The organism is Streptomyces sp. DS1-CR2, from assembly GCF_055760475.1.
The window spans coordinates 5,826,987-5,847,162 of sequence record NZ_CM147085.1 but is presented as its reverse complement, the minus strand read 5'-3'; the positions used below and the strand labels follow the sequence as shown (position 1 = coordinate 5,847,162).

Annotated in this window: 18 protein-coding genes; 9 read left to right on the top strand and 9 right to left on the bottom strand. The window is 71.0% G+C overall.

Features of this window, described 5'->3' with window-relative positions; all coding sequences use genetic code 11:
• Positions 1 to 50: 50 nt before the first annotated feature.
• Positions 51 to 1,160, bottom strand: coding sequence for a ferritin-like domain-containing protein (locus ACY0PA_RS28000; RefSeq protein WP_473080349.1), 1,110 nt, complete (start codon positions 1,158 to 1,160; stop codon positions 51 to 53).
• Between the two features lie 149 nt (positions 1,161 to 1,309).
• Between ACY0PA_RS28000 and ACY0PA_RS27995 the strand changes: the two genes are divergently transcribed.
• The 4 genes from ACY0PA_RS27995 (at position 1,310) to ACY0PA_RS27980 (ending at position 4,784) form a co-directional block, all read left to right on the top strand.
• A complete protein-coding gene (locus ACY0PA_RS27995; RefSeq protein WP_473080348.1) occupies positions 1,310 to 2,248 on the top strand; it encodes an AurF N-oxygenase family protein in 939 nt (312 codons plus the stop codon).
• A 233-nt stretch (positions 2,249 to 2,481) separates the two neighbouring features.
• Positions 2,482 to 3,207, top strand: a complete 726-nt coding sequence (locus tag ACY0PA_RS27990) for a TetR/AcrR family transcriptional regulator (protein ID WP_473080347.1) — start codon at positions 2,482 to 2,484, stop codon at positions 3,205 to 3,207.
• A 10-nt stretch (positions 3,208 to 3,217) separates the two neighbouring features.
• Positions 3,218 to 3,484: a hypothetical protein gene (locus ACY0PA_RS27985; RefSeq protein WP_473080346.1), complete on the top strand. Its 267-nt coding sequence runs from the start codon at positions 3,218 to 3,220 to the stop codon at positions 3,482 to 3,484.
• Between the two features lie 148 nt (positions 3,485 to 3,632).
• Positions 3,633 to 4,784, top strand: a complete 1,152-nt coding sequence (locus tag ACY0PA_RS27980) for a C40 family peptidase (RefSeq protein ID WP_473080345.1) — start codon at positions 3,633 to 3,635, stop codon at positions 4,782 to 4,784.
• Between the two features lie 225 nt (positions 4,785 to 5,009).
• Here the strand turns inward: ACY0PA_RS27980 and ACY0PA_RS27975 are convergent, their stop codons facing one another.
• The 5 genes from ACY0PA_RS27975 to ACY0PA_RS27955 all read right to left on the bottom strand — a co-directional run bounded on the left by ACY0PA_RS27975 (position 5,010) and on the right by ACY0PA_RS27955 (position 10,753).
• On the bottom strand, positions 5,010 to 6,260 hold the full coding sequence (locus ACY0PA_RS27975) for a styrene monooxygenase/indole monooxygenase family protein (protein ID WP_473080344.1): 1,251 nt from the start codon (positions 6,258 to 6,260) through the stop codon (positions 5,010 to 5,012).
• Positions 6,261 to 6,293: 33 nt separating this feature from the next.
• A complete protein-coding gene (locus ACY0PA_RS27970) occupies positions 6,294 to 6,893 on the bottom strand; it encodes a GTP-binding protein (RefSeq protein ID WP_384258726.1) in 600 nt (199 codons plus the stop codon).
• Positions 6,894 to 6,957: 64 nt separating this feature from the next.
• Entirely contained in the window at positions 6,958 to 7,383 is a 426-nt protein-coding gene (locus tag ACY0PA_RS27965; RefSeq protein WP_473080343.1) for a DUF742 domain-containing protein, read from the bottom strand.
• Positions 7,380 to 7,883, bottom strand: coding sequence for a roadblock/LC7 domain-containing protein (locus ACY0PA_RS27960; protein WP_266674084.1), 504 nt, complete (start codon positions 7,881 to 7,883; stop codon positions 7,380 to 7,382). The genes ACY0PA_RS27965 and ACY0PA_RS27960 overlap by 4 nt, the downstream gene beginning before the upstream one ends.
• Positions 7,880 to 10,753, bottom strand: a complete 2,874-nt coding sequence (locus ACY0PA_RS27955; protein WP_473086454.1) for a sensor histidine kinase — start codon at positions 10,751 to 10,753, stop codon at positions 7,880 to 7,882. Before ACY0PA_RS27955 ends, ACY0PA_RS27960 begins: the two co-directional genes overlap by 4 nt.
• A gap of 356 nt (positions 10,754 to 11,109) precedes the next feature.
• Here ACY0PA_RS27955 and ACY0PA_RS27950 point away from each other — a divergent pair, with 356 nt between their 5' ends.
• A complete protein-coding gene (locus ACY0PA_RS27950; protein ID WP_473080342.1) occupies positions 11,110 to 11,898 on the top strand; it encodes a protein phosphatase 2C domain-containing protein in 789 nt (262 codons plus the stop codon).
• 40 nt (positions 11,899 to 11,938) lie between these two features.
• On the opposite strand, the gene ACY0PA_RS27945 is transcribed toward ACY0PA_RS27950, so the two are convergent.
• Entirely contained in the window at positions 11,939 to 12,442 is a 504-nt protein-coding gene (locus ACY0PA_RS27945) for a MarR family winged helix-turn-helix transcriptional regulator (protein ID WP_473080341.1), read from the bottom strand.
• 219 nt (positions 12,443 to 12,661) lie between these two features.
• Between ACY0PA_RS27945 and ACY0PA_RS27940 the strand changes: the two genes are divergently transcribed.
• Positions 12,662 to 13,495, top strand: a complete 834-nt coding sequence (locus ACY0PA_RS27940; RefSeq protein ID WP_473080340.1) for a lysozyme — start codon at positions 12,662 to 12,664, stop codon at positions 13,493 to 13,495.
• Between the two features lie 222 nt (positions 13,496 to 13,717).
• On the opposite strand, the gene lon is transcribed toward ACY0PA_RS27940, so the two are convergent.
• Both lon and ACY0PA_RS27930 read right to left on the bottom strand, forming a co-directional pair.
• A complete protein-coding gene (gene lon, locus ACY0PA_RS27935; protein ID WP_473080339.1) occupies positions 13,718 to 16,132 on the bottom strand; it encodes an endopeptidase La in 2,415 nt (804 codons plus the stop codon).
• Positions 16,133 to 16,300: 168 nt separating this feature from the next.
• Positions 16,301 to 16,975 carry a rhomboid-like protein gene (locus ACY0PA_RS27930; RefSeq protein ID WP_473080338.1) on the bottom strand — a complete coding sequence of 225 codons (675 nt, stop codon included), beginning with the start codon at positions 16,973 to 16,975 and terminating at the stop codon, positions 16,301 to 16,303.
• 325 nt (positions 16,976 to 17,300) lie between these two features.
• Here ACY0PA_RS27930 and ACY0PA_RS27925 point away from each other — a divergent pair, with 325 nt between their 5' ends.
• The 3 genes from ACY0PA_RS27925 (at position 17,301) to ACY0PA_RS27915 (ending at position 20,020) form a co-directional block, all read left to right on the top strand.
• The gene (locus ACY0PA_RS27925; RefSeq protein ID WP_473080337.1) at positions 17,301 to 18,002 is read left to right on the top strand and encodes a spermidine synthase family protein; all 702 of its coding nucleotides are present in this window, start codon (positions 17,301 to 17,303) and stop codon (positions 18,000 to 18,002) included.
• Between the two features lie 93 nt (positions 18,003 to 18,095).
• A complete protein-coding gene (locus ACY0PA_RS27920; RefSeq protein WP_116510033.1) occupies positions 18,096 to 18,833 on the top strand; it encodes a response regulator transcription factor in 738 nt (245 codons plus the stop codon).
• Positions 18,834 to 18,898: 65 nt separating this feature from the next.
• Entirely contained in the window at positions 18,899 to 20,020 is a 1,122-nt protein-coding gene (locus ACY0PA_RS27915; RefSeq protein ID WP_473086453.1) for a HAMP domain-containing sensor histidine kinase, read from the top strand.
• The last annotated feature ends 156 nt before the right edge of the window (positions 20,021 to 20,176 follow it).

Below are 20,176 nucleotides of genomic sequence, written 5' to 3'. Positions count from 1 at the left end.
CCGGACGCCACGGCCGGGCCCGGACGCGCCGGGTCCCGCTCGGGCGAGCCCTAGGACTGCTGCGCGCCCTCCCCGATCGTCGACTCGACCTCCGCGACGCGCTCGAGTTCCTCCGCCGCGAAGCGTTCCGCGTCGAGCTTCTCGGCGAACTCCTCGTCCTGGGCCATCAGCTGGTCGAGGTTCGAGTTGCCCATCTCGAAGACGCCCATGTCGACGTACGCCTGCTGGAGGCGCTTGCCCCACAGGCCGATGTCCTTGACGCAGGGCACGATCCGGGAGAAGAGCAGCTGGCGGAAGAGGGCCAGGAACTCGGACTGCTCGCTGTACTCGTCGGCCTCCGCCTTGGAGATGCCGAAGTTCTCCAGGACCTCGACGCCGCGCAGCCGGTCGCGCATCAGATAGCAGCCCTCGATGACGAACTCCTCGCGCTCGCGCAGTTCGGCATCGGTGAGCTGCTTGTAGTAGTCGCGCAGGGCCATCCGCCCGAAGGCCACATGGCGGGCCTCGTCCTGCATGACGTACGCGAGGATCTGCTGGGGCAGCGGCTTGTCCGTGGTGTCGCGGATCATGCCGAACGCGGCGAGCGCCAGGCCCTCGATGAGAACCTGCATGCCGAGGTAGGGCATGTCCCAGCGGGAGTCGCGCAGGGTGTCCCCGAGGAGCGACTGGAGGTTGTCGTTGATCGGGTAGAGCATCCCGACCTTCTCGTGCAGGAAGCGGCCGAAGATCTCCGCGTGCCGGGCCTCGTCCATGGTCTGGGTCGCCGAGTAGAACTTGGCGTCCATGTCGGGGACGGACTCGACGATGCGGGCGGCGCACACCATCGCGCCCTGCTCACCGTGCAGGAACTGGCTGAACTGCCAGGACGCGTAGTGCTTGCGCAGCTCGCCCTTGTCCCGGTCCGTCATCTTCGCCCAGTGCCGGGTGCCGTAGAGGGTCAGCGCCTCGTCGGGGGTGCCGAGCGGGTTGTGGGGATCGACCTCGATGCCCCAGTCGATGCGCTTGGCACCGTCCCACTGCTTGTCCTTGCCCTTCTGGTAGAGCGCGAGGAGGCGGTCCCTGCCCTCGTCGTACTCCCAGCTGAATCGCGCCGCACCGGCCGCAGGTACGTGCCAGTTGAGCTCCTCGGGCGCCCTGGTGTACAGCTCATGCGTCGACATACAGGCAGGCTCACACGCTCGTGGACACCGGGTCAACAAGTCGCGCGCAAGGGATTGACGGCCTTGCTGACAGGCAGTCTCATAAGAGGTGACCGCCGGTAACTCCTGTGCCGCGGCGCACGTTTCCCGTACGACGAGGTGGGACAGCCATGACGACCGTGACGGAAGCCGACGCGTTCGAGGGTCTGCGCGACGCGCTCGGGCTGCTCAAGGACCGCGAGCAGGTGGCCGAGCGCCTGCTCGACTCCTCCGCCAAGCACTCCTTCGACCCGGACAAGGAACTGGACTGGGACGCCCCCGACGTCGAGGGCATGTGGTACTGGCCCCCGGAGCTCTGCTCTCTCTACGACACCCCCATGTGGAAGCGGATGCCGCAGGAGCAGCGCATCGAGCTCTCCAAGTACGAGGCCGCCTCCATGGCGTCCATGGGCGTCTGGTTCGAGATCATCCTGATGCAGCTCCTCGTACGGCACATCTACGACAAGTCGCTGACCAGCAGCCATGTGCGCTACGCCCTCACGGAGATCGCCGACGAGTGCCGGCACTCCATGATGTTCGCCCGCATGATCAAGCGGAGCGTCGGCGAGGGCTTCCCCATGCCGCGTATCCACCACAACCTGGGGCGCGTGCTCAAGACGATCTCCACGACGCCGGGATCCTTCGCGGCGACGCTGCTCGGCGAGGAGATCATCGACTGGATGCAGCGCATGACGTTCCCGGACGAGCGCGTCCAGCCGCTGGTGCGCGGCATCACCCGCATCCACGTCATCGAGGAGGCGCGGCACGTGCGCTACGCCCGTGAGGAGCTGCGCCGCCAGATGGTGACGTGCGGCCCGACGGAGGCGGCGTACACCCGGATCGTGTGCGGCGAGTCCGCCCGCGTGATCTACACGGCGTTCCACAACCCGGCCGCCTACGAGCGGGCGGGGCTCGACCCGAAGGAGGCGCTGGCGCAGGTCAAGGCCAGCGGCCACCGGCGCGAGATCATGCAGACCGGCGCCAAGCGCCTGACGGACTTCCTGGACGACATCGGGGTCATGCGGGGCGTCGGACGCAGGCTGTGGAAGTCGTCCGGACTCCTCGCCTGACGGCCACGCGGCGGAGCCGCACATCGACACAGCCTGGACGACATCGGGGTCATGCGGGGCGTCGGACGCAGGCTGTGGAAGTCGTCCGGACTCCTCGCCTGACGGCCACGCGACCCGGGCTCCTCGCCTGGACCGCCACACGGCCCGGGCCGCCCGCCCAGGGCTGCGCCCGGGACCCGGCGGAGCGCCTCCGTACAGGACCCCCGCACGAAAAGCCGGTTACGCTGCGGGACATGACCTCGGCACCCGGCACTCGCGCGTACCGACGGCTCAGCGTCGAGGAGCGTCGCAGCCAGCTCCTCGTCGCCGCGCTGTCCCTCTTCGCGCACCGGGCTCCCGAGGAGGTGTCCCTCGACGACGTGGCGGAGGCGGCCGGTGTCTCGCGGCCGCTCGTCTACCGGTACTTCCCCGGCGGCAAGCAGCAGTTGTACGAGGCCGCGCTGCGCTCCGCGGCCGACGAGCTGGAGAAGTGCTTCGCGGAGCCGCAGGAAGGACCGCTGAGCGGCCGGCTCACGCGGGCCCTCGACCGCTACCTCGGGTTCGTGGACCAGCACGACATGGGGTTCGCCGCGCTGCTCCAGGGCGGCAGCGTGGTGGAGACGTCGCGGACGACGTCGATCGTGGACGGCGTGCGCAGGGCGGCGGCCGAGCACATCCTGAGCCATCTCGCCGTGGCGGACCCGGGTCCCCGGTTGCGGATGACCGTACGCATGTGGATCACCGCCGTGGAGGCGGCCTCGCTGATCTGGCTCGACGAGGACAAGAAGCCGCCGCTGGACGAGCTGCGCGACGGGCTCGTCGACCAGTTCATGGCCGTCCTCACGGCGACGGCGGGCCGCGACCCGCAGACCGCCGGGGCGGTGCGGCACGCGCTGGCCCTGGAGACGGCGGACGGGCCCGTGGGCCGGCTGGCCCGCCTGGTGCTGCCCGTGGTGAGCGACGCGGCCCATCTGTGGTGACACTGGTGCCGTGAAGAGCGAAGAGACGCCGTTCGTCGGCGGGCCGATGGACGGGCGGGTGCTGCCCGTGCTGCTGGGACCGACGGGGCATCCGCCGAAGGTGTACCGCATCCCGGTGCCGGGCCCCGGCGGCTCCCCGGGCACGGTGCTCATCTACCGCCGGGTGCCGATGACCCCCGGCAAGATCCGGTTCACCCACCGCTGGAAGTACGAGTACGACCCTTCGGGGCGCGACGACAGCGGGCTCCGGTGGCCCTGGTCCAAGCCGCGCTCATAGCACTCTCTTTGACGGATCACCTTCGTGGAGTCCCCCGGCCGGGTGAGGTCCTTGGGCCGAACCGCCCAGCAGGAGGCGCGCGGGCGGGCGGACGTGTTGATGCTCACGGTGCGGGACGGACCGGCCGCCCCGCACCGGAGGTGATGACGTGTCAGGAAGCCTTCTGCGGTGGGTCTGTGCCGCGGCGGTGGCCTCAACGCTCGCGGCGCCGGGGCCCGCGTCCGCCGCACCCACACCGGACCCCCAGCCCCTCCCCGCGGCCAACCGCACCTCCGCCGCCGCGCTTCTGACGGATCTTCAGCGCCTGTACCGGGAGGCCGAGAAGGCCACCGAGAAGTACAACGCGACCGCCGAGAAGCTCAAGAAGCGCCGCAAGACGGCCGGCGACCTGGCCCGCAAGCTGGCCACGGCCCGCACCTTGCTCCACGACAGCCGCGGCGCGGCAGGACGCCTCGCCCGCGAGCAGTACCAGGGCAGCAGCAACATCTCCCCCTACCTGCGCCTGCTCCTCGCCCGCGACCCGCAGCACGCCCTCGACCAGGGCCATGTGATCCGGCGCGTGGCCCAGGAGCGCATGGCGACCGTGGACCGGCTCGTCGGCGGCGAGAAGCGCGCCGACCGCCTGGCGGCGCGGGCACGCAGGGCGCTCGCCGAGCAGACCCGGCTGTCGGAGCGGCAGAAGAAGAACCGGGACGCCGTCCAGGCCCGCCTCAAGGACGTCGAGAGGGTGCTCGCCTCACTCAGCCCGGACCAGCTCACCGAGCTGACCCGCCTGGAGGACGCGGGGATGGCGAAGGCCCAGAAGACGTTCATGGCGTCGGGCGCGCTCAGTTCACGGCAGGCGCCGTCACGGGCCGGGGACGCGGCACTCGCGTACGCGGTGAGGCAGATCGGGAAGCCGTACGTGTGGGGCGCGGAAGGGCCCGCGGCGTTCGACTGCTCGGGGCTCACGTCGCAGGCGTGGGAGCACGCGGGCGAGGACATTCCCCGCACGTCGCAGGAGCAGTGGGCGAAACTGCCGCGCGTCCCGCTCAGCGAGCTGCGGCCCGGGGACCTCGTCGTGTACTTCCGCGAGGCCACACACGTGGCGATGTACCTGGGCGACGGGATGGTGGTGCAGGCGCCGCGGCCGGGCGCGAAGGTCAAGGTGTCGCCGATCGCGGCCAACCCGCTGCTCGGCGCCGTCCGTCCCGATCAGGGAGACGCGTCGATGAAGGGCTACACCCCGCCGAAGCTGCCGGAGGGTGCGACGGGCGGCGCCGACACCGGGTACGGCGCCGCGGGGGCGCCCACCGGCTGACCGGTGCGCGCCCCGCCGCGGGCCAGAGCCTGTGTCACATCCCCGGTCGGGCGCACGCCGCCTGGCACGCACTCCCCCAGCTCTCGGCTCCGCTCGAGCCGGGGGGACCCCCATGCCGCGTTGCCGAATCGCCCTAGTAGCTCCGCTACGAGGCCGCTCCGGCGCCTTGCGATCGCACGCACCAGACGACGTGAGCTGATCCGGCCGGGAATGTGTCACAGGCTCTCAGCCGGAGACGGAGGCCAGGTAGGCGTTCGTCTTCTCGGGCTCGTAAAAGAAGTTCTCGAAGTCGGCCGGGTTGTTGAAGCCGTTCGCGAAGCGGCCGGCGACCGGCTGGAGCTGGCCTGCGGCGCCGATCAGATTGAGGACGTGCTCCGGCGGGACGCCCAGCATCGCGTTGGTCCACTTCACGACGTGCTGCGCGGTGTCCCAGTAGCGGTCGAAGGTGGACTGCATCCACTCTTCGTCGAACGGCTTGTCGCCGTGCTCGGTGATCGAGTCGAGATACGAGGCGGCGCACTTGGACGCCGAGTTCGAACCCTGGCCCGTGATCGGGTCGTTGGCGACGACGACATCGGCGACACCGAGGACCGCGCCGCCGCCGGGCAGCCGCCCGATCGGGTTGCGGACGGTCGGCGCGTAACGGCCGGCGAGGGTCGCGTTGGCGTCGGTCAGCTCGACCTTCGTGGCGCGGGCGTACTCCCAGGGCGTGAACTTCTCCATCAGCTCCAGGGTGAGGGCCAGGTGCTCCGAGGGGTCCTTGACGCCCTTGAAGGCGTCCAGCGGACCGCCGGGGATGCCCTCCCAGAACAGGATGTCCGCGCGGCCCGAGGTGGTGAGGGTCGGCATGACGAACAGCTCGCCGACGCCGGGCACCAGGTTGCAGCGCACCGCGTCGAAGTCCGGGTGCTCGGGGCGGGGGCCCATGCCGTGCACGTACGCGACGGCGAGCGCGCGCTGCGGCTCGGTGTACGGGGAGCGCGAGGCGTCGCGGCCGAACATCGAGACCAGCTCGCCCTTGCCGGCGGAGACGAGCACCAGGTCGTAGGTGCGGGCGAAGTAGTCGAGGTCGGAGACCGCGGCGCCGTGGATGACGAGCTGGCCGCCGCGCTGCGCGAACGTCTCCATCCAGCCGGCCATCTTCACGCGCTGGTCGACGGACTGCGCGTAGCCGTCGAGCTTGCCCACCCAGTCGATGGCGCGCTGCGAGGGGCCCGGGTCGAAGGAGCCGGGGGCGGCGACGGAGACGCCGAGGCCCTCGATCTTCGGGGCCTGGGACTCCCAGAAGTTCACCTGGAGGTCGCGCTCGTGCTGGAGCGCCGTGTCGAACATGCACTGCGTGGACATGACCCGGCCGGACCGGATCTCGTCCGCGGTGCGGTTGGACATCAGGGTGACCTCGTACCCGTTCGACTGGAGGCCGAGGGCGAGCTGGAGACCGGACTGTCCGGCTCCGACGACGAGTATCTTCCGCATGCGGGTGCCTCTTCTACTGCTGAGGGGTGGTGGCTATTCGGGGGTGGCGTCGAGCGCGTGGCCGACGAGGGCCAGGAGGGTCTCGACGACCGAGATGCGCTGCCGCGCGTCCATGATGAGGACAGGGATGTGCGGCGGCACCGTCAGGGCCTCGCGCACGTCGGCGGCGGCGAACTCGTCGGAGCCGTCGAAGTGGTTGACGGCGACGACGTACGGGAGCCCGCAGCTCTCGAAGTAGTCGAGGGCCGGGAAGCAGTCGGACAGCCGCCGGGTGTCGGCGAGCACGACCGCGCCGATCGCGCCGCGCACCAGGTCGTCCCACATGAACCAGAAGCGCTGCTGCCCCGGCGTGCCGAAGAGGTAGAGCACCAGGTCGTCGTCGAGCGTGATCCGCCCGAAGTCCATGGCGACCGTGGTCGTGGTCTTGTCCGGGGTGGCGGTGAGGTCGTCGGTCTCCTCGCTCGCCTGGGTCATCAGCGCCTCGGTCTGGAGGGGCTGGATCTCCGAGACGGCGGTGACGAGGGTGGTCTTGCCGACGCCGAAGCCGCCGGCCACCACTATCTTCGTGGCGATCGGGGCGCGGGTGCGGTCCGTCTGCCAGGCCTGGAGCTCTTCCTGGGGCTCGAAGGCGATGGCTTCACGGCCGGACGACGGCTGGGCAGGTACGAAGGCGGGCGTGACGCCCTCGGTGACGCCTTCAGAGACGACGGAGTCCACTCAGCACCCTTTCCAGCAGTGCGCGGTCCGGCTGGCCCGGGCCGTGGCCGGTTCCGTAAACGCGGATCTTTCCCTGGTCGGCGAGGTCGCTGAGCAGTACGCGGACCACGCCGAGGGGCATCTTCAGGAGCGCGGCGATCTCGGCGACCGTGCGCATGCGGCGGCACAGCTCCACGATCGCCCGCATCTCCGGCATGATCCGCGTCGAGAGCGTGCCCTGGCCTATCTCGAGGCGTTCCCCGGGCGCTTCGAGCGCGGCGACGAACGTCTCGACGAGCAGCACATGGCCGAAGCGGGTGCGGCCGCCGGTGAGCGAATAGGGGCGCACCCGGGCCGGCTTGCGGTCGCCGCCCCGGGTGGGAAGTTTCGGGCCGCCGGTACTGAGATTCGTGATGCTGCTGCTCACTTGGCGTTCTCCATCGACTGGCGCAGTTCACTGCGGAGTTCGGGCGTGAGGACGTGCCCGGCACGGCCGACGAAGAGCGCCATGTGGTAGGCGACGACGCTCATGTCGCAGTCCGGGGTGGCGTGCACGCCGAGCAGTGAGCCGTCGCTGATGGACATGACGAAGAGGCTGCCTTCCTCCATCGCGACCATGGTCTGCTTGACGCTGCCGCCGTCCATCAGCTTGGCGGCGCCGATGGTGAGGCTGCCGACGCCGGACACGATCGTGGCCAGGTCGGCGCTGGACCCCTTGGGTCCGCCGCTGTGGTCGGCAGGGCGCTCATTGTTCCTGCCGGGGTCGGAGGAGAGCAGGAGCAGCCCGTCGGAGGAGACGACCGCGACCGAGAGGAGCCCTGGCACCTCCTCCACCAGATTGGTCAGCAGCCAGTGCAGGTTGCGGGCTTCGGTGCTGAGTCCGAATCCAGGGGTGGACGCACTCGGCGTGCGACTGGGCGCAGTCAACTGCTTGCCTCCTCGACTGTGTCCCCCTTGGGTTCTGCGGTCTGGTCCGTCCCGCCGATCTCGGCCTCGACGTCCCGCCGGCCCTTGTTGGCCCCCTGGTGGAACCCGCCGAGCCTGCGGCGCAGGGCGTCCGCGTCGACGGATCCGGTGCGCGGCGCAGCGGCGGGCGCGGGGGCCGAGATCTTGGGGGTCCTCTTGGGCAGGCCCTTGTCCGTGACGCGCTCCCCCTGGGGGGTGCGGGCCGCGGGGATCACGGGCTCGCCCGCCGCCTCGGGGGCGGGAGGCGTGCCGGCCTTGGGCCGGGTGGGCAGGCCCGGGGTGCCGCTGGTCCGACCGGTGCCCGTCTCGTCGGCGACCCGCTCGTGCGCGGGCTCGTCGTCGAGGTGCAGGGTCTGCGGCGCGGGCTCGGGGGCTGGTGCCGGTACGGGTTCCGGGGCGACGGCGGGTACGGGTTCCGGGTCGACGGCCGGGATCGGCGCCGTCAGCGTCATGGTCGTCTCGGCGGGCGACTCGGCCGGGACCGCGGGCTTCGTGAGCTCCGGTTCGGGTTCCGCCACCGGTGCAGGCGCCTCGGCGTCTGTCCCCGCTTCCCGTACGGCGTGCTCCGCCGCGGCGATCAGCGGGTCGTGGCTGTCCTTGGAACGGCCGCTCAGGACATTGGAGTTGGCCTCGGCCTCGGATCCGGGCAGGTGCACGGCGGGCGCGGCGCCCGCCACCGGGACCCGCGGCGGCACGGCTGCCGCGGGGGCCGCCGCGAGAAGCGCCCTGGGCAGCACGACGACGACGGCGATCCCGCCCTGCTTCTGCTCGCGCAGCTGCACCCGCACGCCGTGGCGCGCGGCGAGCCGGGCCACGACGTACAGGCCGAGGCCGAGTCCGTCGCCGTCCTCGGGGTCGAACATCTCGTCGTCCGCGAAGGCGGCGAGACGGCCGTTGAGCTCCTTCATCCGCTCGTCGGTCATGCCGATGCCCTCGTCCTGGACGGAGAGCATGACCTCGCCGCTCTCCAGGAGCCAGCCGGACACCTCGACGGAGGCGTCGGGCGGCGAGAACGACGTGGCGTTCTCCAGGACTTCGGCGACGAGGTGGCTGAGGTCGTCGGCGGCGAAGCCGGCGAGGTGCGCGTGCGGCGGGAGCGCGGAGATCTGGACCCGCTCGTAGCGCTCGATCTCGCTGACCGCGGCGCGCACGACGTCGACCAGCGGGACGGCGCCCGGGTTTCCGTGGCCGTGCTCGGCGCCGGCGAGTACGAGGAGGTTCTCGCTGTGCCGCCGCATGACCGTGGCGAAGTGGTCGAGCTTGAAGAGGGTCGCGAGGCGCTCGGGGTCCTGTTCGCGCTCCTCCAGGTTCTCGATGACGCCGAGCTGGCGCTCCACGAGGCCGAGGGTGCGCAGGGCGAGGTTCACGAACGTGCCGTGGATGCTGTGCCGGACCCGGTCCAGGTGGGCCGCGGCCGCGGCGAGTTCGGCGCGCAGCTTCTCGCGCTCGTCGGCCATGGTCGCGCGCTGGCCGATCAGGTGCTTGCGGTCGGCCTCCAGCGTGGTGAGGCGCTCGTGGAGGCCGAGTGTGTGCGCGTGCAGGACGTTGACGGACCGTACGACCTGGGCGAACTCGTCGTTGCGGCCGGTGAACTTGACCGGCTCCTCGCTCGCCGGGTCCCCCGCGAGGCGGGCCGAGCCGAGGCGGAGCACCGCGAGCGGCCTGGTCAGTGTGCGGGCCATGGCCATCGAGACGCCGACGGCGACGAGCAGGCACAGACCGGCCAGCGCGATGCGGACCTCGAGCGCGTTGACGTCGTCGTCGCGCAGCAGGGCGAGGTCCTTGGTGCGCCGGTCGTAGAGGGACGACTCGGCGCCGCGCATCAGGTCGATACGGGCGGACAGCGCGGCGTCGATGTTCTTGGGGTTGCCGGCAAGGTCGTCGGCGGACAGCGTGGGCTCGTCCGTGAGGGCGGCCAGGTACTTGTCGGCCTTGGTGACGTCGGGCCCGGTGACCGTCGCGCCGTAGGAGGCGACGGACGCGGCCGGGGCAGCGTCCTCGAAGTCGGCGAGCGCGGCCTGTTCGCGTACCTGGGCCTGCTGGGCTGCGGCGCTCAGGGCGTCGCGCTGCTTGCCGTCGGCCGAGTCCTGGGAGACGACGGTCTTCGGCAGTCCGGTGACCGGGTCGATGACCGTGGACGTCTGGCTGGAGCGCGGCACGGCGAGCGCGGCGAGCAGGAGTCCGCGGGCGGCGGAGGCCTGTTCGACTGCCCGGTCGAGGTCGGCGAAGGCGTGTGCTCCGGAACCCGCGCGGGGCGGGGTGCTCTCGGCGAGCTGCTCGGCGGTGCTGTGCAGCTCGTTGATCGCGTCGGAGTACGCCTTGTGCGCCTCGAGGGCGCTGCCCTTGCCGGTGAGCGCGGCCCGGCGGACGGCCGCGATGCCGGCGAGGTCGCGTTGCAGGGGGGCCGGTGCGTCGGTGCGGAGCTCTTCGAGCTGCCGGTCGACGCGGGCGCTGCGGCTCTCGGAGAGCCCGTGCCCCTTGGGCCGCCCGGCGGCGATGAAGGCGGTGACCTCGTCGCGCTCGTCGGCCAGGGAGTGGGAGAGCGTGACGGTCTGCTGGGTCCGCGCCGCGAGGTCGACGAGCTCCTGGGAGTCGCCGACCTGCCCGGACGCGGTCATGAGGGCGGGTGCGGCGGCACCGGTGGTCGCCGCGGCGACCACCGCCACGGCGATGATGAGCCGGTTGCGCACCCGCGCGGTACGTCGTCCTCCGGGGTCGGCGGGGGTGCCCGCCGGGGCCTGCGCGGCGGGTCCTGCGGGAGCCGTCGTGCGCCCCTCGTCCGCTTCGGAGGCCGCTTGCTTGCCCTTGCGTCGAGGCCGCATCTTCCGCACCGGTGCTCGCATTCCTGACTCGTCTACCCATGGGCCCGGGTGACGATCTGTCAACGCGCGCGCCCTCTGGAATGGCTCCTGACCTTTCCAGTGCCGGTGAGCAGTGGTCGCGCATCACCTAGCCAGCCACCCGAAGGAGTGAACATCGAGCGGGAGTTGGCGGGCAAGTCCTGGTGGCATGGGCACGGAGCCCGAACGGGGCGCCGGTTGGACGTCTCTCACAGGCTTTGGCAAGATGCCCCGCCACTCCCCGGCGGAGCTGATCATTCCGGTCGAAAACAGGCGTCTGACCTGCCGATGCGGCTCAACTCGCGGCTCAACGGGCCTCTTGTGAAGGGCTCGTGCAGACTGGCCGGATGCGCATCGAACTCGCGACTGAGCCCGGAAACCCCGACCGGCCCAACGAGGACTTCGCCTCGGCGGCCGTTCCCGCCTCCGGACAGGGGGGAACGCTGGTGGTCCTGGACGGGGTCACACCACCCGTGGGCGAGACCGGCTGTCTGCATTCCGTCCCCTGGTTCACGTCCCGGCTCGGCGGCACATTGGGTGAACTGTCCGTTTCACGGCGGGATATGACGTTGACCGCCGTCCTCGCCGAGGCAATCCGGCGCACCGCCGACACTCATCGGCGCACCTGTGACCTTTCTCACCCGCGTACACCTCAGGCAACCGTGGTCCTGGCACGGTGGGACGCGGAGCGGGTCGAGTATCTGGTGCTGTCCGACTCGGTGTTGCTGGTCGAGGACCTGTGCGGCTCGGTCACGGCGCTGGTGGACGACCGGCTCGACCGCGTGCCGCACTCCTCCCTCGTCTCGGACGAGGTGGCCGACGCGACCGTGCGCAACAAGGAGGGCGGCTTCTTCACGGCCGCCGCCGATCCCTCGGCCGCCGCCCGCGCGGTCACCGGCGAACTCCCCCGCGCGCGGGCGCGCACGCTCGTGGCGCTGACCGACGGAGTCACGCGCTGGGTGGAGAAGTTCCACGAGGGCGACTGGGCGGACCTGTTCGCGCTCGTACGCAAGGAGGGCGCTCACGCGGCGCTCGCGCGCGTACGGGCCCTGGAGGACGCGGACGAGCAGGACCGGGTCTTCCTGCGGCGCAGCAAGACGCATGACGACGCGACGGCGGTGTACGTGGAGCTGTAGGGCCCTAGGGGGTGTCCGGCGGATCATGGCCGGACACCCCCTAGCTCTCGGCGCCGGCGTTCAACTGGTGGAGAAGCCGGGCCAGTTCCGCCACCTCGGCGCGGTCCCATCCCGCGAGCTGGCGTACGTACGTGGCCCGGCGGGCGTCGCGCACCTGGCGGAAGTTGGCGCGGCCCTCGTCGGTGAGGTGGACGAGCCAGGCGCGGCCGTCGACGGGGTCGGGCTCGCGCGCGACGAGTCCGAGGTCCTCCAGGGCGCGCAGCTGCCGGCTCATGGTGGCCTTGCCGACGCCGATGTACGCGGCGAGTTCGGTGGCCCGCTGCCGGCCGCTCTCCTCGAGGCGCGCGAGAAGTCCGTAGGCGGCGGGTTCGAGGTCCGGGTGGACGGCGCGTGCCATCTCGCCGGAGGAGGCGCGGGCCCGCCGGAGGAAGACCGTCAACTCCCTCTCCAGGGACAGGAATTCGTGGTCCACACCACTCTCCGTCGCGTCGAATTCGGCGCCCGGCCGCGCGCCGTTCCCGTCCTCGTGCACGTCAGCACCCATGCCAGGGTTTCCCGTTCCTGAAAGTTTTCGGCATGCGCGGCCATTGCCGCAGCTCCGCCAGTATTTCGCAGGAGTAGACCAACGGCAGCATCCGGGCCCCCTTCCCTCCCGGCGGTCTACGTGCGTAGCTTCATTGGTGACATGTCCACACCAGCGACATGTCGACAGGTCCCCCCACCGAGCTCACAGAAGCTCAACGAGGCCCTTCGGAGGCACGCAATGCCCGTGCACAGATCCGGAACCGTCCGCCGCCCGCGCCTGAGGCGCATCCCGGCGGCCGGAGTCATCCTCGCAGCGCTCTCGCTGCTGTTCACCCTGCCCACCGCGGCCCAGGCCGCCGACGTCCCCGCCCGCGGCTCCGCCACGATGGGCATGGGCGTCGCCGAGCACGACGGCCAAGGCGGTCTGCCCACCGACAACAAGGCGGTCCAGACCGAGGGCGTGGACACCAGCAGCCACAACGGCAACGTGGCCTGGGCGACCCTCTGGAACAGCGGCGTGAAGTGGGCCTACGTCAAGGCCACGGAGGGCACGTACTACACGAACCCCTACTTCGCCCAGCAGTACAACGGCTCCTACAACGTAGGCATGATCCGCGGCGCGTACCACTTCGCGACCCCGGACACGACGACCGGCGCCGCCCAGGCCAACTATTTCGTGGACCACGGCGGCGGCTGGTCCCGGGACGGCAGGACCCTGCCGGGCGCGCTCGACATCGAGTGGAACCCGTACGGCGCGGCCTGTTACGGCAAGACCGCGGCCGGGATGGTCAGCTGGATCCGTGACTTCGTGAACCAGTACAAGGCCCGCACCGGCCGCGACGCCGTGATCTACACGGCGACGAGCTGGTGGACCCAGTGCACCGGCAACTCCAGCGCCTTCGGGGCGACCAACCCGCTCTGGATCGCCCGCTACAACACCGACCCGGGCGCGCTCCCGGCCGGCTGGGGCTTCTACACGATGTGGCAGTACACGTCGTCCGGCCCGACGGTCGGCGACCACAGCAAGTTCAACGGCGCCTACGACCGACTGCAGGCGCTGGCCAACGGCTGAGCCCGCGAGCGAGCGAAGAGCGGCCGGACTCCCCCAGGGGTCCGGCCGCTCGTACGGGGCGGGTCAGCAGCTGCCCGCCGGGCGGTCCCGCTTCATGAGGTTCGTGCAGCGGTCGTGCCGTCCAGCCAGGGGTGCGTGCGCATGCGGAAGGCCCGGTCCCCTTATGGGGCCCGGGCCTTCGTCATGCGGTCCGCGGGCGGAGCCCGCTGGAGGACACAGTCGTCACGCCGCGACCGCAACCTCCACGGCGGCCGGGGCCAGGGCCAGTTCGAGCACCTGGCGCACGTCCGTCACCGGGTGCACGTCCAGCTTCTCCAGGACCTCGGCGGGGACGCCGTCCAGGTCCGCCTCGTTCCGCTTCGGGATGACGACCGTCGTGATCCCGGCCCGGTGCGCGGCGAGCAGCTTCTGCTTGACGCCACCGATCGGCAGCACACGGCCGGTCAGCGACACCTCACCGGTCATCGCCACATCCGTACGGACCTGGCGCCCGCTGAGCAGCGACGCGAGAGCGGTCGTCATGGTGACACCCGCGCTCGGGCCGTCCTTCGGCACCGCGCCCGCCGGGAAGTGGATGTGCACGCCCCGGTCCTTCAGGTCGGCGACGGGCAGCTCCAGTTCGGCGCCGTGCGAGCGCAGGAAGGAGAGCGCGATCTGCGCGGACTCCTTCATCACGTCACCGAGCTGACCGGTCAGGGTCAGACCGGCCGCGCCCGTCTCCGGGTCGGCGAGGGACGCCTCCACGTAAAGGACGTCGCCGCCCGCTCCGGTGACCGCGAGTCCGGTGGCCACGCCCGGCACCGCCGTACGGCGCTCGGCCGGGTCCTGCGCCGCCTCGGGCACGTGGTGCGGACGCCCGATGAGGCTCCGCAGGTCGGTGTCCTTGACGGTGAACGGCAGCTCGCGCTCGCCCAGCTCGTGCTGGGCCGCGACCTTGCGCAGCAGGCGTGCGACGGACCGCTCCAGGTTGCGTACGCCGGCTTCCCGCGTGTACTCCCCTGCGAGCTTGCGCAGCGCGCCCTCGTCGAGGGTGACCTCGTCCTTGTCCAGACCGGCCCGCTCCAGCTGGCGCGGGAGCAGGTGATCGCGGGCGATGACGACCTTCTCGTCCTCGGTGTACCCGTCGAGCCTGACCAGCTCCATACGGTCGAGCAGGGCCTCCGGAATGGCCTCCAGGACGTTCGCCGTCGCGAGGAACACGACGTCGCTGAGGTCGAGTTCAACCTCCAGGTAGTGGTCGCGGAACGTGTGGTTCTGCGCCGGGTCGAGGACTTCGAGCAGGGCGGCCGCCGGGTCGCCCCGGAAGTCGGACCCCACCTTGTCGATCTCGTCGAGCAGCACGACCGGGTTCATCGACCCGGCCTCCTTGATCGCCCGCACGATACGGCCCGGCAGGGCGCCCACGTACGTACGCCGGTGTCCGCGGATCTCCGCCTCGTCCCGTACGCCACCGAGGGCGACGCGGACGAACTTGCGGCCCATGGCGTGCGCCACGGACTCGCCGAGCGAGGTCTTGCCGACGCCGGGCGGGCCGACGAGCGCGAGCACCGCGCCGCCCCTGCGCCCGCCGACGACGCCGAGCCCGCGCTCGGAACGCCGCTTGCGCACGGCCAGGTACTCGGTGATGCGCTCCTTCACGTCCTCCAGGCCCGAGTGCTCGGCGTCGAGGACGCTCTGGGCGCCCTGGATGTCGTACTCGTCCTCGGTGCGCTCGCTCCACGGCAGTTCGAGGACCGTGTCGAGCCAGGTGCGGATCCACGAGCCCTCAGGGGACTGATCGCTGGACCGCTCCAGCTTCTCGACCTCCTTGAGCGCGGCCTCGCGGACCTTCTCCGGAAGGTCGGCGGCCTCGACCCGCGTGCGGTAGTCGTCGGACTCCTCGCCCTCCGACTCACCGTTCAGCTCGCGCAGCTCCTTGCGTACGGCGTCCAGCTGGCGCCGCAGCAGGAACTCTCGCTGCTGCTTGTCGACGCCTTCCTGGACATCCTTGGCGATGGACTCGGCCACGTCCTGCTCGGCGAGGTGCTCGCGCAGCTGCTCGGTGGCCAGCTTGAGCCGGGCGACCGGGTCGGCCGTCTCCAGGAGCTCCACCTTCTGCGGGGTGCTCAGGAAGGGCGAGTAGCCGGAGTTGTCGGCGAGCGCGGAGACGTCGTCGATCTGCTGGACGCGGTCCACGACCTGCCAGGCGCCGCGCTTCTTCAGCCAGTTCGTGGCGAGTGCCTTGTATTCGGTGACCAGCTCGGTCACGGAGCCGGGCAGCGGCTCCGGCACGGTCTCCTCGACCGCGACGCCCTCCACCCACAGGGCGGCGCCGGGGCCGGTCGTGCCCGCGCCGATCCGCACACGGCTGCGGCCGCGGATCAGGGCGCCGGGGTCGCCGTCGGCGAGCCGGCCCACTTGCTCGACGGTCCCGAGCACGCCGATGTTCGCGTATGTGCTGTCGATCCGGGGAACAAGAAGCACCTTCGGCTTGCTGCCGCCCACAGATCCGCTGGAACGGGCCGCTGCCTGGGCGGCCTCCACCGCGGCGCGTACGTCGTTGTCGTTGAGGTCCAGGGGCACCACCATTCCGGGCAGCACGACCTCGTCGTCGAGCGGCAGCACGGGCAGGGTGAGCGGTGTGGACGTCGAAGCCATGATCTCCCCTTAAGCAGTCAAGTTGAGGTATGCAGACTCAATGCAGCTGAGCCCGTGAATGTTCCCCCGGCGCTGTTCGCTCTCGGCGATCAGCGGATGGACAAGGGAAATCCGCAGTTCAGAGGGGGTCTGTGACATGGACGGCCATGGGCCGGACGGGGGACCGCGTCAGCTCGCGGAGGATTCCGGCGCGCGCCGCCACCGGCGCACCAGCGGCCAGGTCCCGACGCCAATGGCCAGGGCCATGAGGTGGCCCCAGTTCGCCATCGGGTCCGTGAACGCGATGAGGTCCTCGACCAGCATTCCGCCGAAGACGGCGAGCACGGTCCAGCGCAGCCAGGGCGTGAGGAGACCGGCGAGGGCGCCGATGCTCGCGGCCACGCCGAAGCTGATGCCGTAGTCGAGGCGGTGCAGCGAGCTCTCGGGCAGATGCCCGGCCATCACCCAGAGCCCGACCGGCACCTCGGTGGCGAGCGTCGCCACGGTGTGGCCGAGGACGAAGACACCGGCGGTGCACCGGCCGCCGATCCTGCGCTCCAGCGCCGTGAGGACGACCAGGAAGCAGACCGCGAACGGGGACGTGATCCCACCGGCGATCCACAGCGCGCTCGCGACCAGCACGAATACGGGCGTGTGCGCGAGGTGCGCCACGTCGGTGCTGGAACCCCGCAGCGCGGACGCGACGACGCCGGGGTCGGCGAACAGCGCGAAGAGGGACGTGCCGATGAGCACGGCGGCGTAGACGAACGTGAACGGCGTCCCCGTGGGCGTGGGCAACAGCCGCCAGGGGCGCAGTCGGCGCCAGGGTGCGGCGGCCTCTGGCGCCGTGCGCCCGCCGGTCACATCAAGCGCCGTGCCACTGGACGGCGCCTGAGCCGGGATGGCATCGAGCAGGTGCCGCGATAAGGGACGCGAAGCCTCAGGCAGCGCCTGGGAAGAAACGTCCGCCCCGTCGGCCTCGACCCTCACGCCACGCTCCACCTGCGGCACCCTTTCCCCTCCGGCCCGCCCCAACCCTTCGCCCCTCGCACCCGCACTGTCTATGACCGGCGCCACGTGCGGCACGATCCACAGGACCTACAGGACCTACAGGACCTGCGCGGGAGAGCCGCCAACTCCCTTTCCAGGGGCTGCCAGACGTCGCGCCGGTTACGGCAGGATGGACGCCATGTCCACCTCGTACCCCACCCCGTACGACACCGACCACACCGCCCCCGTCGTCCTCGACCGGCGCGAAGGGCCCTTCGGAGAGGTCGTTCTGCGGCGCCACGGCGCGCTGCTCCAGATCATCGCCAACGGATGTTTCCTGATGGACACGTCCGACGGGCGCTCCGAGCGCATCCTGGTCGACGCGGCGCTCGACGCTCTCGACGACCGCCCGGCGCCGGACATTCTCATCGGCGGACTCGGTGTCGGATTCTCCCTCACGCACGCGGCTGCGAATTCTCGCTGGGGCCGCATCGCCGTCGTGGAACGCGAGCCCGCGATCGTCGACTGGCATCGCGAGGGCCCGCTGTCCGAGCAGTCACGGTCCGCGCTCGCCGATCCGCGCACGGAGATTGTGGAGGCGGACCTTGTCTCGTACGTCCAGAAATCGACCGAGACGTACGACGCACTGTGCCTCGATATCGACAACGGACCCGACTGGACGGTGACGGAGGGTAATGACAACCTCTACTCACCGGTAGGCCTCGCGGCCTGCCGGGAGCGGCTCGCCCCTGGTGGCGTGCTTGCCGTGTGGTCCGCACAGCCCTCCGCAAATTTTGAAGGAACCTTGCGGAATGCCGGATTCCGGTCGGTCCGCACCGAAGAGATCCCGGTTGTCCGTGGCGTTCCCGACGTCGTACATCTCGGGGTCAGGCCTGCGTAGCCGACTCGCGGTAACTCCCCGTACGCTGACTGCCGAAACCCAGATCATTCAAGCGTCAAGCGCACACGGATGTGCGCATTCAGGGGCGGGGCGATGGAGCAGACACACACCTCCCACAACGGCAGCACGGCTACGCCGGGTGCCCAGCGACGGGTCCTGGTCGTCGAGGACGACCCCACGATCGTCGACGCCATCGCCGCTCGGCTGCGCGCCGAGGGATTCCTCGTGCAAACAGCACAGGACGGTCCGGCGGCGGTCGACACAGCCGAGGCATGGCAGCCGGACCTGCTGATCCTCGACATCATGCTGCCCGGCTTCGACGGGCTCGAGGTCTGCCGCCGTGTGCAGGCGCAGCGGCCGGTGCCGGTGATGATGCTCACGGCGCGCGACGACGAGACGGACATGCTCGTCGGGCTCGGCGTGGGTGCCGACGACTACATGACGAAGCCCTTCTCGATGCGGGAGCTCGCGGCGCGCGTGCACGTCCTGCTGCGGAGGGTCGAGCGCGCGGCGCTCGCGGCGGCCACACCCAGGAGCGGCATCCTGCGGCTCGGCGAGCTGGAGATCGACCACGCACAGCGCCGTGTGCGGGTGCGCTCCGAGGACGTCCACCTGACGCCCACGGAGTTCGACCTCCTGGTCTGCCTGGCCAACACGCCCCGCGCCGTGCTCTCGCGCGAGCAGCTGCTCGCCGAGGTGTGGGACTGGGCGGACGCGTCGGGCACCCGGACCGTCGACAGCCACATCAAGGCGCTGCGCCGGAAGATCGGCGCCGAGCGGATCCGCACCGTGCACGGTGTGGGCTACGCGCTGGAGACGCCGACGCCATGACCGGCAGCGGCGACGCATCCGACGTACGGGGCGCGGACGGGTACGAGCCGGGGCCGCCGGGCCTTGTGCCCGGCGCTCCCCCGGCCGCCCGGCCGCTGGCGGGCCACTGGGTGCAGGGCGGCCTGCGGCCGTTCTCCATCAAGACCAAGCTCGGCACGCTGGTCGTCGTCTCGGTGTTCATCACGACCGGACTGCTGATGGTCGCCGTCCGCACCCAGACCGAGCTCCGTTTCATCACGGTCTTCTCGGTCATCGCGACGCTCCTCATCACCCAGTTCGTGGCGCACTCGCTGACCGCGCCGCTCGACGAGATGAACACGGTCGCCCGCTCCATCTCGCACGGCGACTACACGCGCCGGGTCCGTGGCGCGGACCGGCGCGACGAGCTCGGCGATCTGGCCGCGACGATCAACCGCATGGCGGACGACCTGGAGGCCCAGGACCAGCAGCGCAAGGAGCTCGTGGCGAACGTCTCGCACGAGCTGCGCACCCCGATCGCGGGCCTGCGCGCCGTCCTGGAGAACGTCGTGGACGGGGTCTCGGCGGCCGACCCCGAGACCATGCGCACGGCGCTGAAGCAGACGGAGCGTCTGGGCCGGCTGGTCGAGACGCTGCTCGACCTCTCCCGGCTCGACAACGGCGTGGTCCCGCTCAAGGCCCGCCGCTTCGAGGTGTGGCCGTATCTGTCGGGTGTCCTGAAGGAGGCCAACATGGTCGCCTCTCAGCGCGCCGGCATCGCCTCGGGCTCCGGCACCCACACGCGTAACGACGTGCATCTGCACCTGGACGTGTCCCCGCCCGAGCTGACCGCGCACGCGGACCCCGAGCGGATCCACCAGGTCGTGGCCAACCTCATCGACAACGCCGTGAAACACAGCCCTCCGCACGGCCGCGTGACCGTGCTCGCGCGGCGCGGTCTCTACCCGGAGTCGCTCGATCTGGAGGTCCTCGACGAGGGCCCCGGCATCCCCCGCTCCGAGTGGCACCGCGTCTTCGAGCGCTTCAACCGGGGCGGCCACGTGAAGGGCGCCGCGCACGGCCCCGGCAGCGACGGCGGCACCGGTCTCGGCCTCGCCATCGCCCGGTGGGCCGTGGATCTGCACGGCGGCCGGATCGGCGTGGCCGAATCGGCTCGCGGCTGCCGGATCCAGGTCACTCTTCCGGGCCTGCCCCGCGCTCAAAGTTGACGTAGGGTTCGAACCGGAAGCACAAGATCGCCGTGCCATTCGTCACGGGGTGCGGGCCGACGGGCCGCACTCGTACAACGACGTACCCAAGGTGAACCGGAACCCCGCTTGTTTCCCGCCATTTCCAGCGCCGAAACACGGCTTCCGGTGTGACTT

Coding starts and splice junctions, on each gene's coding strand:
- ACY0PA_RS27975 (WP_473080344.1), bottom strand. CDS start 6,260: ATGCGGAAGATACTCGTCGTCGGAGCCGGACAGTCCGGTCTCCAGCTC.
- ACY0PA_RS28000 (WP_473080349.1), bottom strand. CDS start 1,160: ATGTCGACGCATGAGCTGTACACCAGGGCGCCCGAGGAGCTCAACTGG.
- ACY0PA_RS27925 (WP_473080337.1), top strand. CDS start 17,301: ATGTCCACCTCGTACCCCACCCCGTACGACACCGACCACACCGCCCCC.
- ACY0PA_RS27990 (WP_473080347.1), top strand. CDS start 2,482: ATGACCTCGGCACCCGGCACTCGCGCGTACCGACGGCTCAGCGTCGAG.
- ACY0PA_RS27940 (WP_473080340.1), top strand. CDS start 12,662: ATGCCCGTGCACAGATCCGGAACCGTCCGCCGCCCGCGCCTGAGGCGC.
- ACY0PA_RS27945 (WP_473080341.1), bottom strand. CDS start 12,442: ATGGGTGCTGACGTGCACGAGGACGGGAACGGCGCGCGGCCGGGCGCC.
- ACY0PA_RS27920 (WP_116510033.1), top strand. CDS start 18,096: ATGGAGCAGACACACACCTCCCACAACGGCAGCACGGCTACGCCGGGT.
- lon (WP_473080339.1), bottom strand. CDS start 16,132: ATGGCTTCGACGTCCACACCGCTCACCCTGCCCGTGCTGCCGCTCGAC.
- ACY0PA_RS27950 (WP_473080342.1), top strand. CDS start 11,110: ATGCGCATCGAACTCGCGACTGAGCCCGGAAACCCCGACCGGCCCAAC.
- ACY0PA_RS27995 (WP_473080348.1), top strand. CDS start 1,310: ATGACGACCGTGACGGAAGCCGACGCGTTCGAGGGTCTGCGCGACGCG.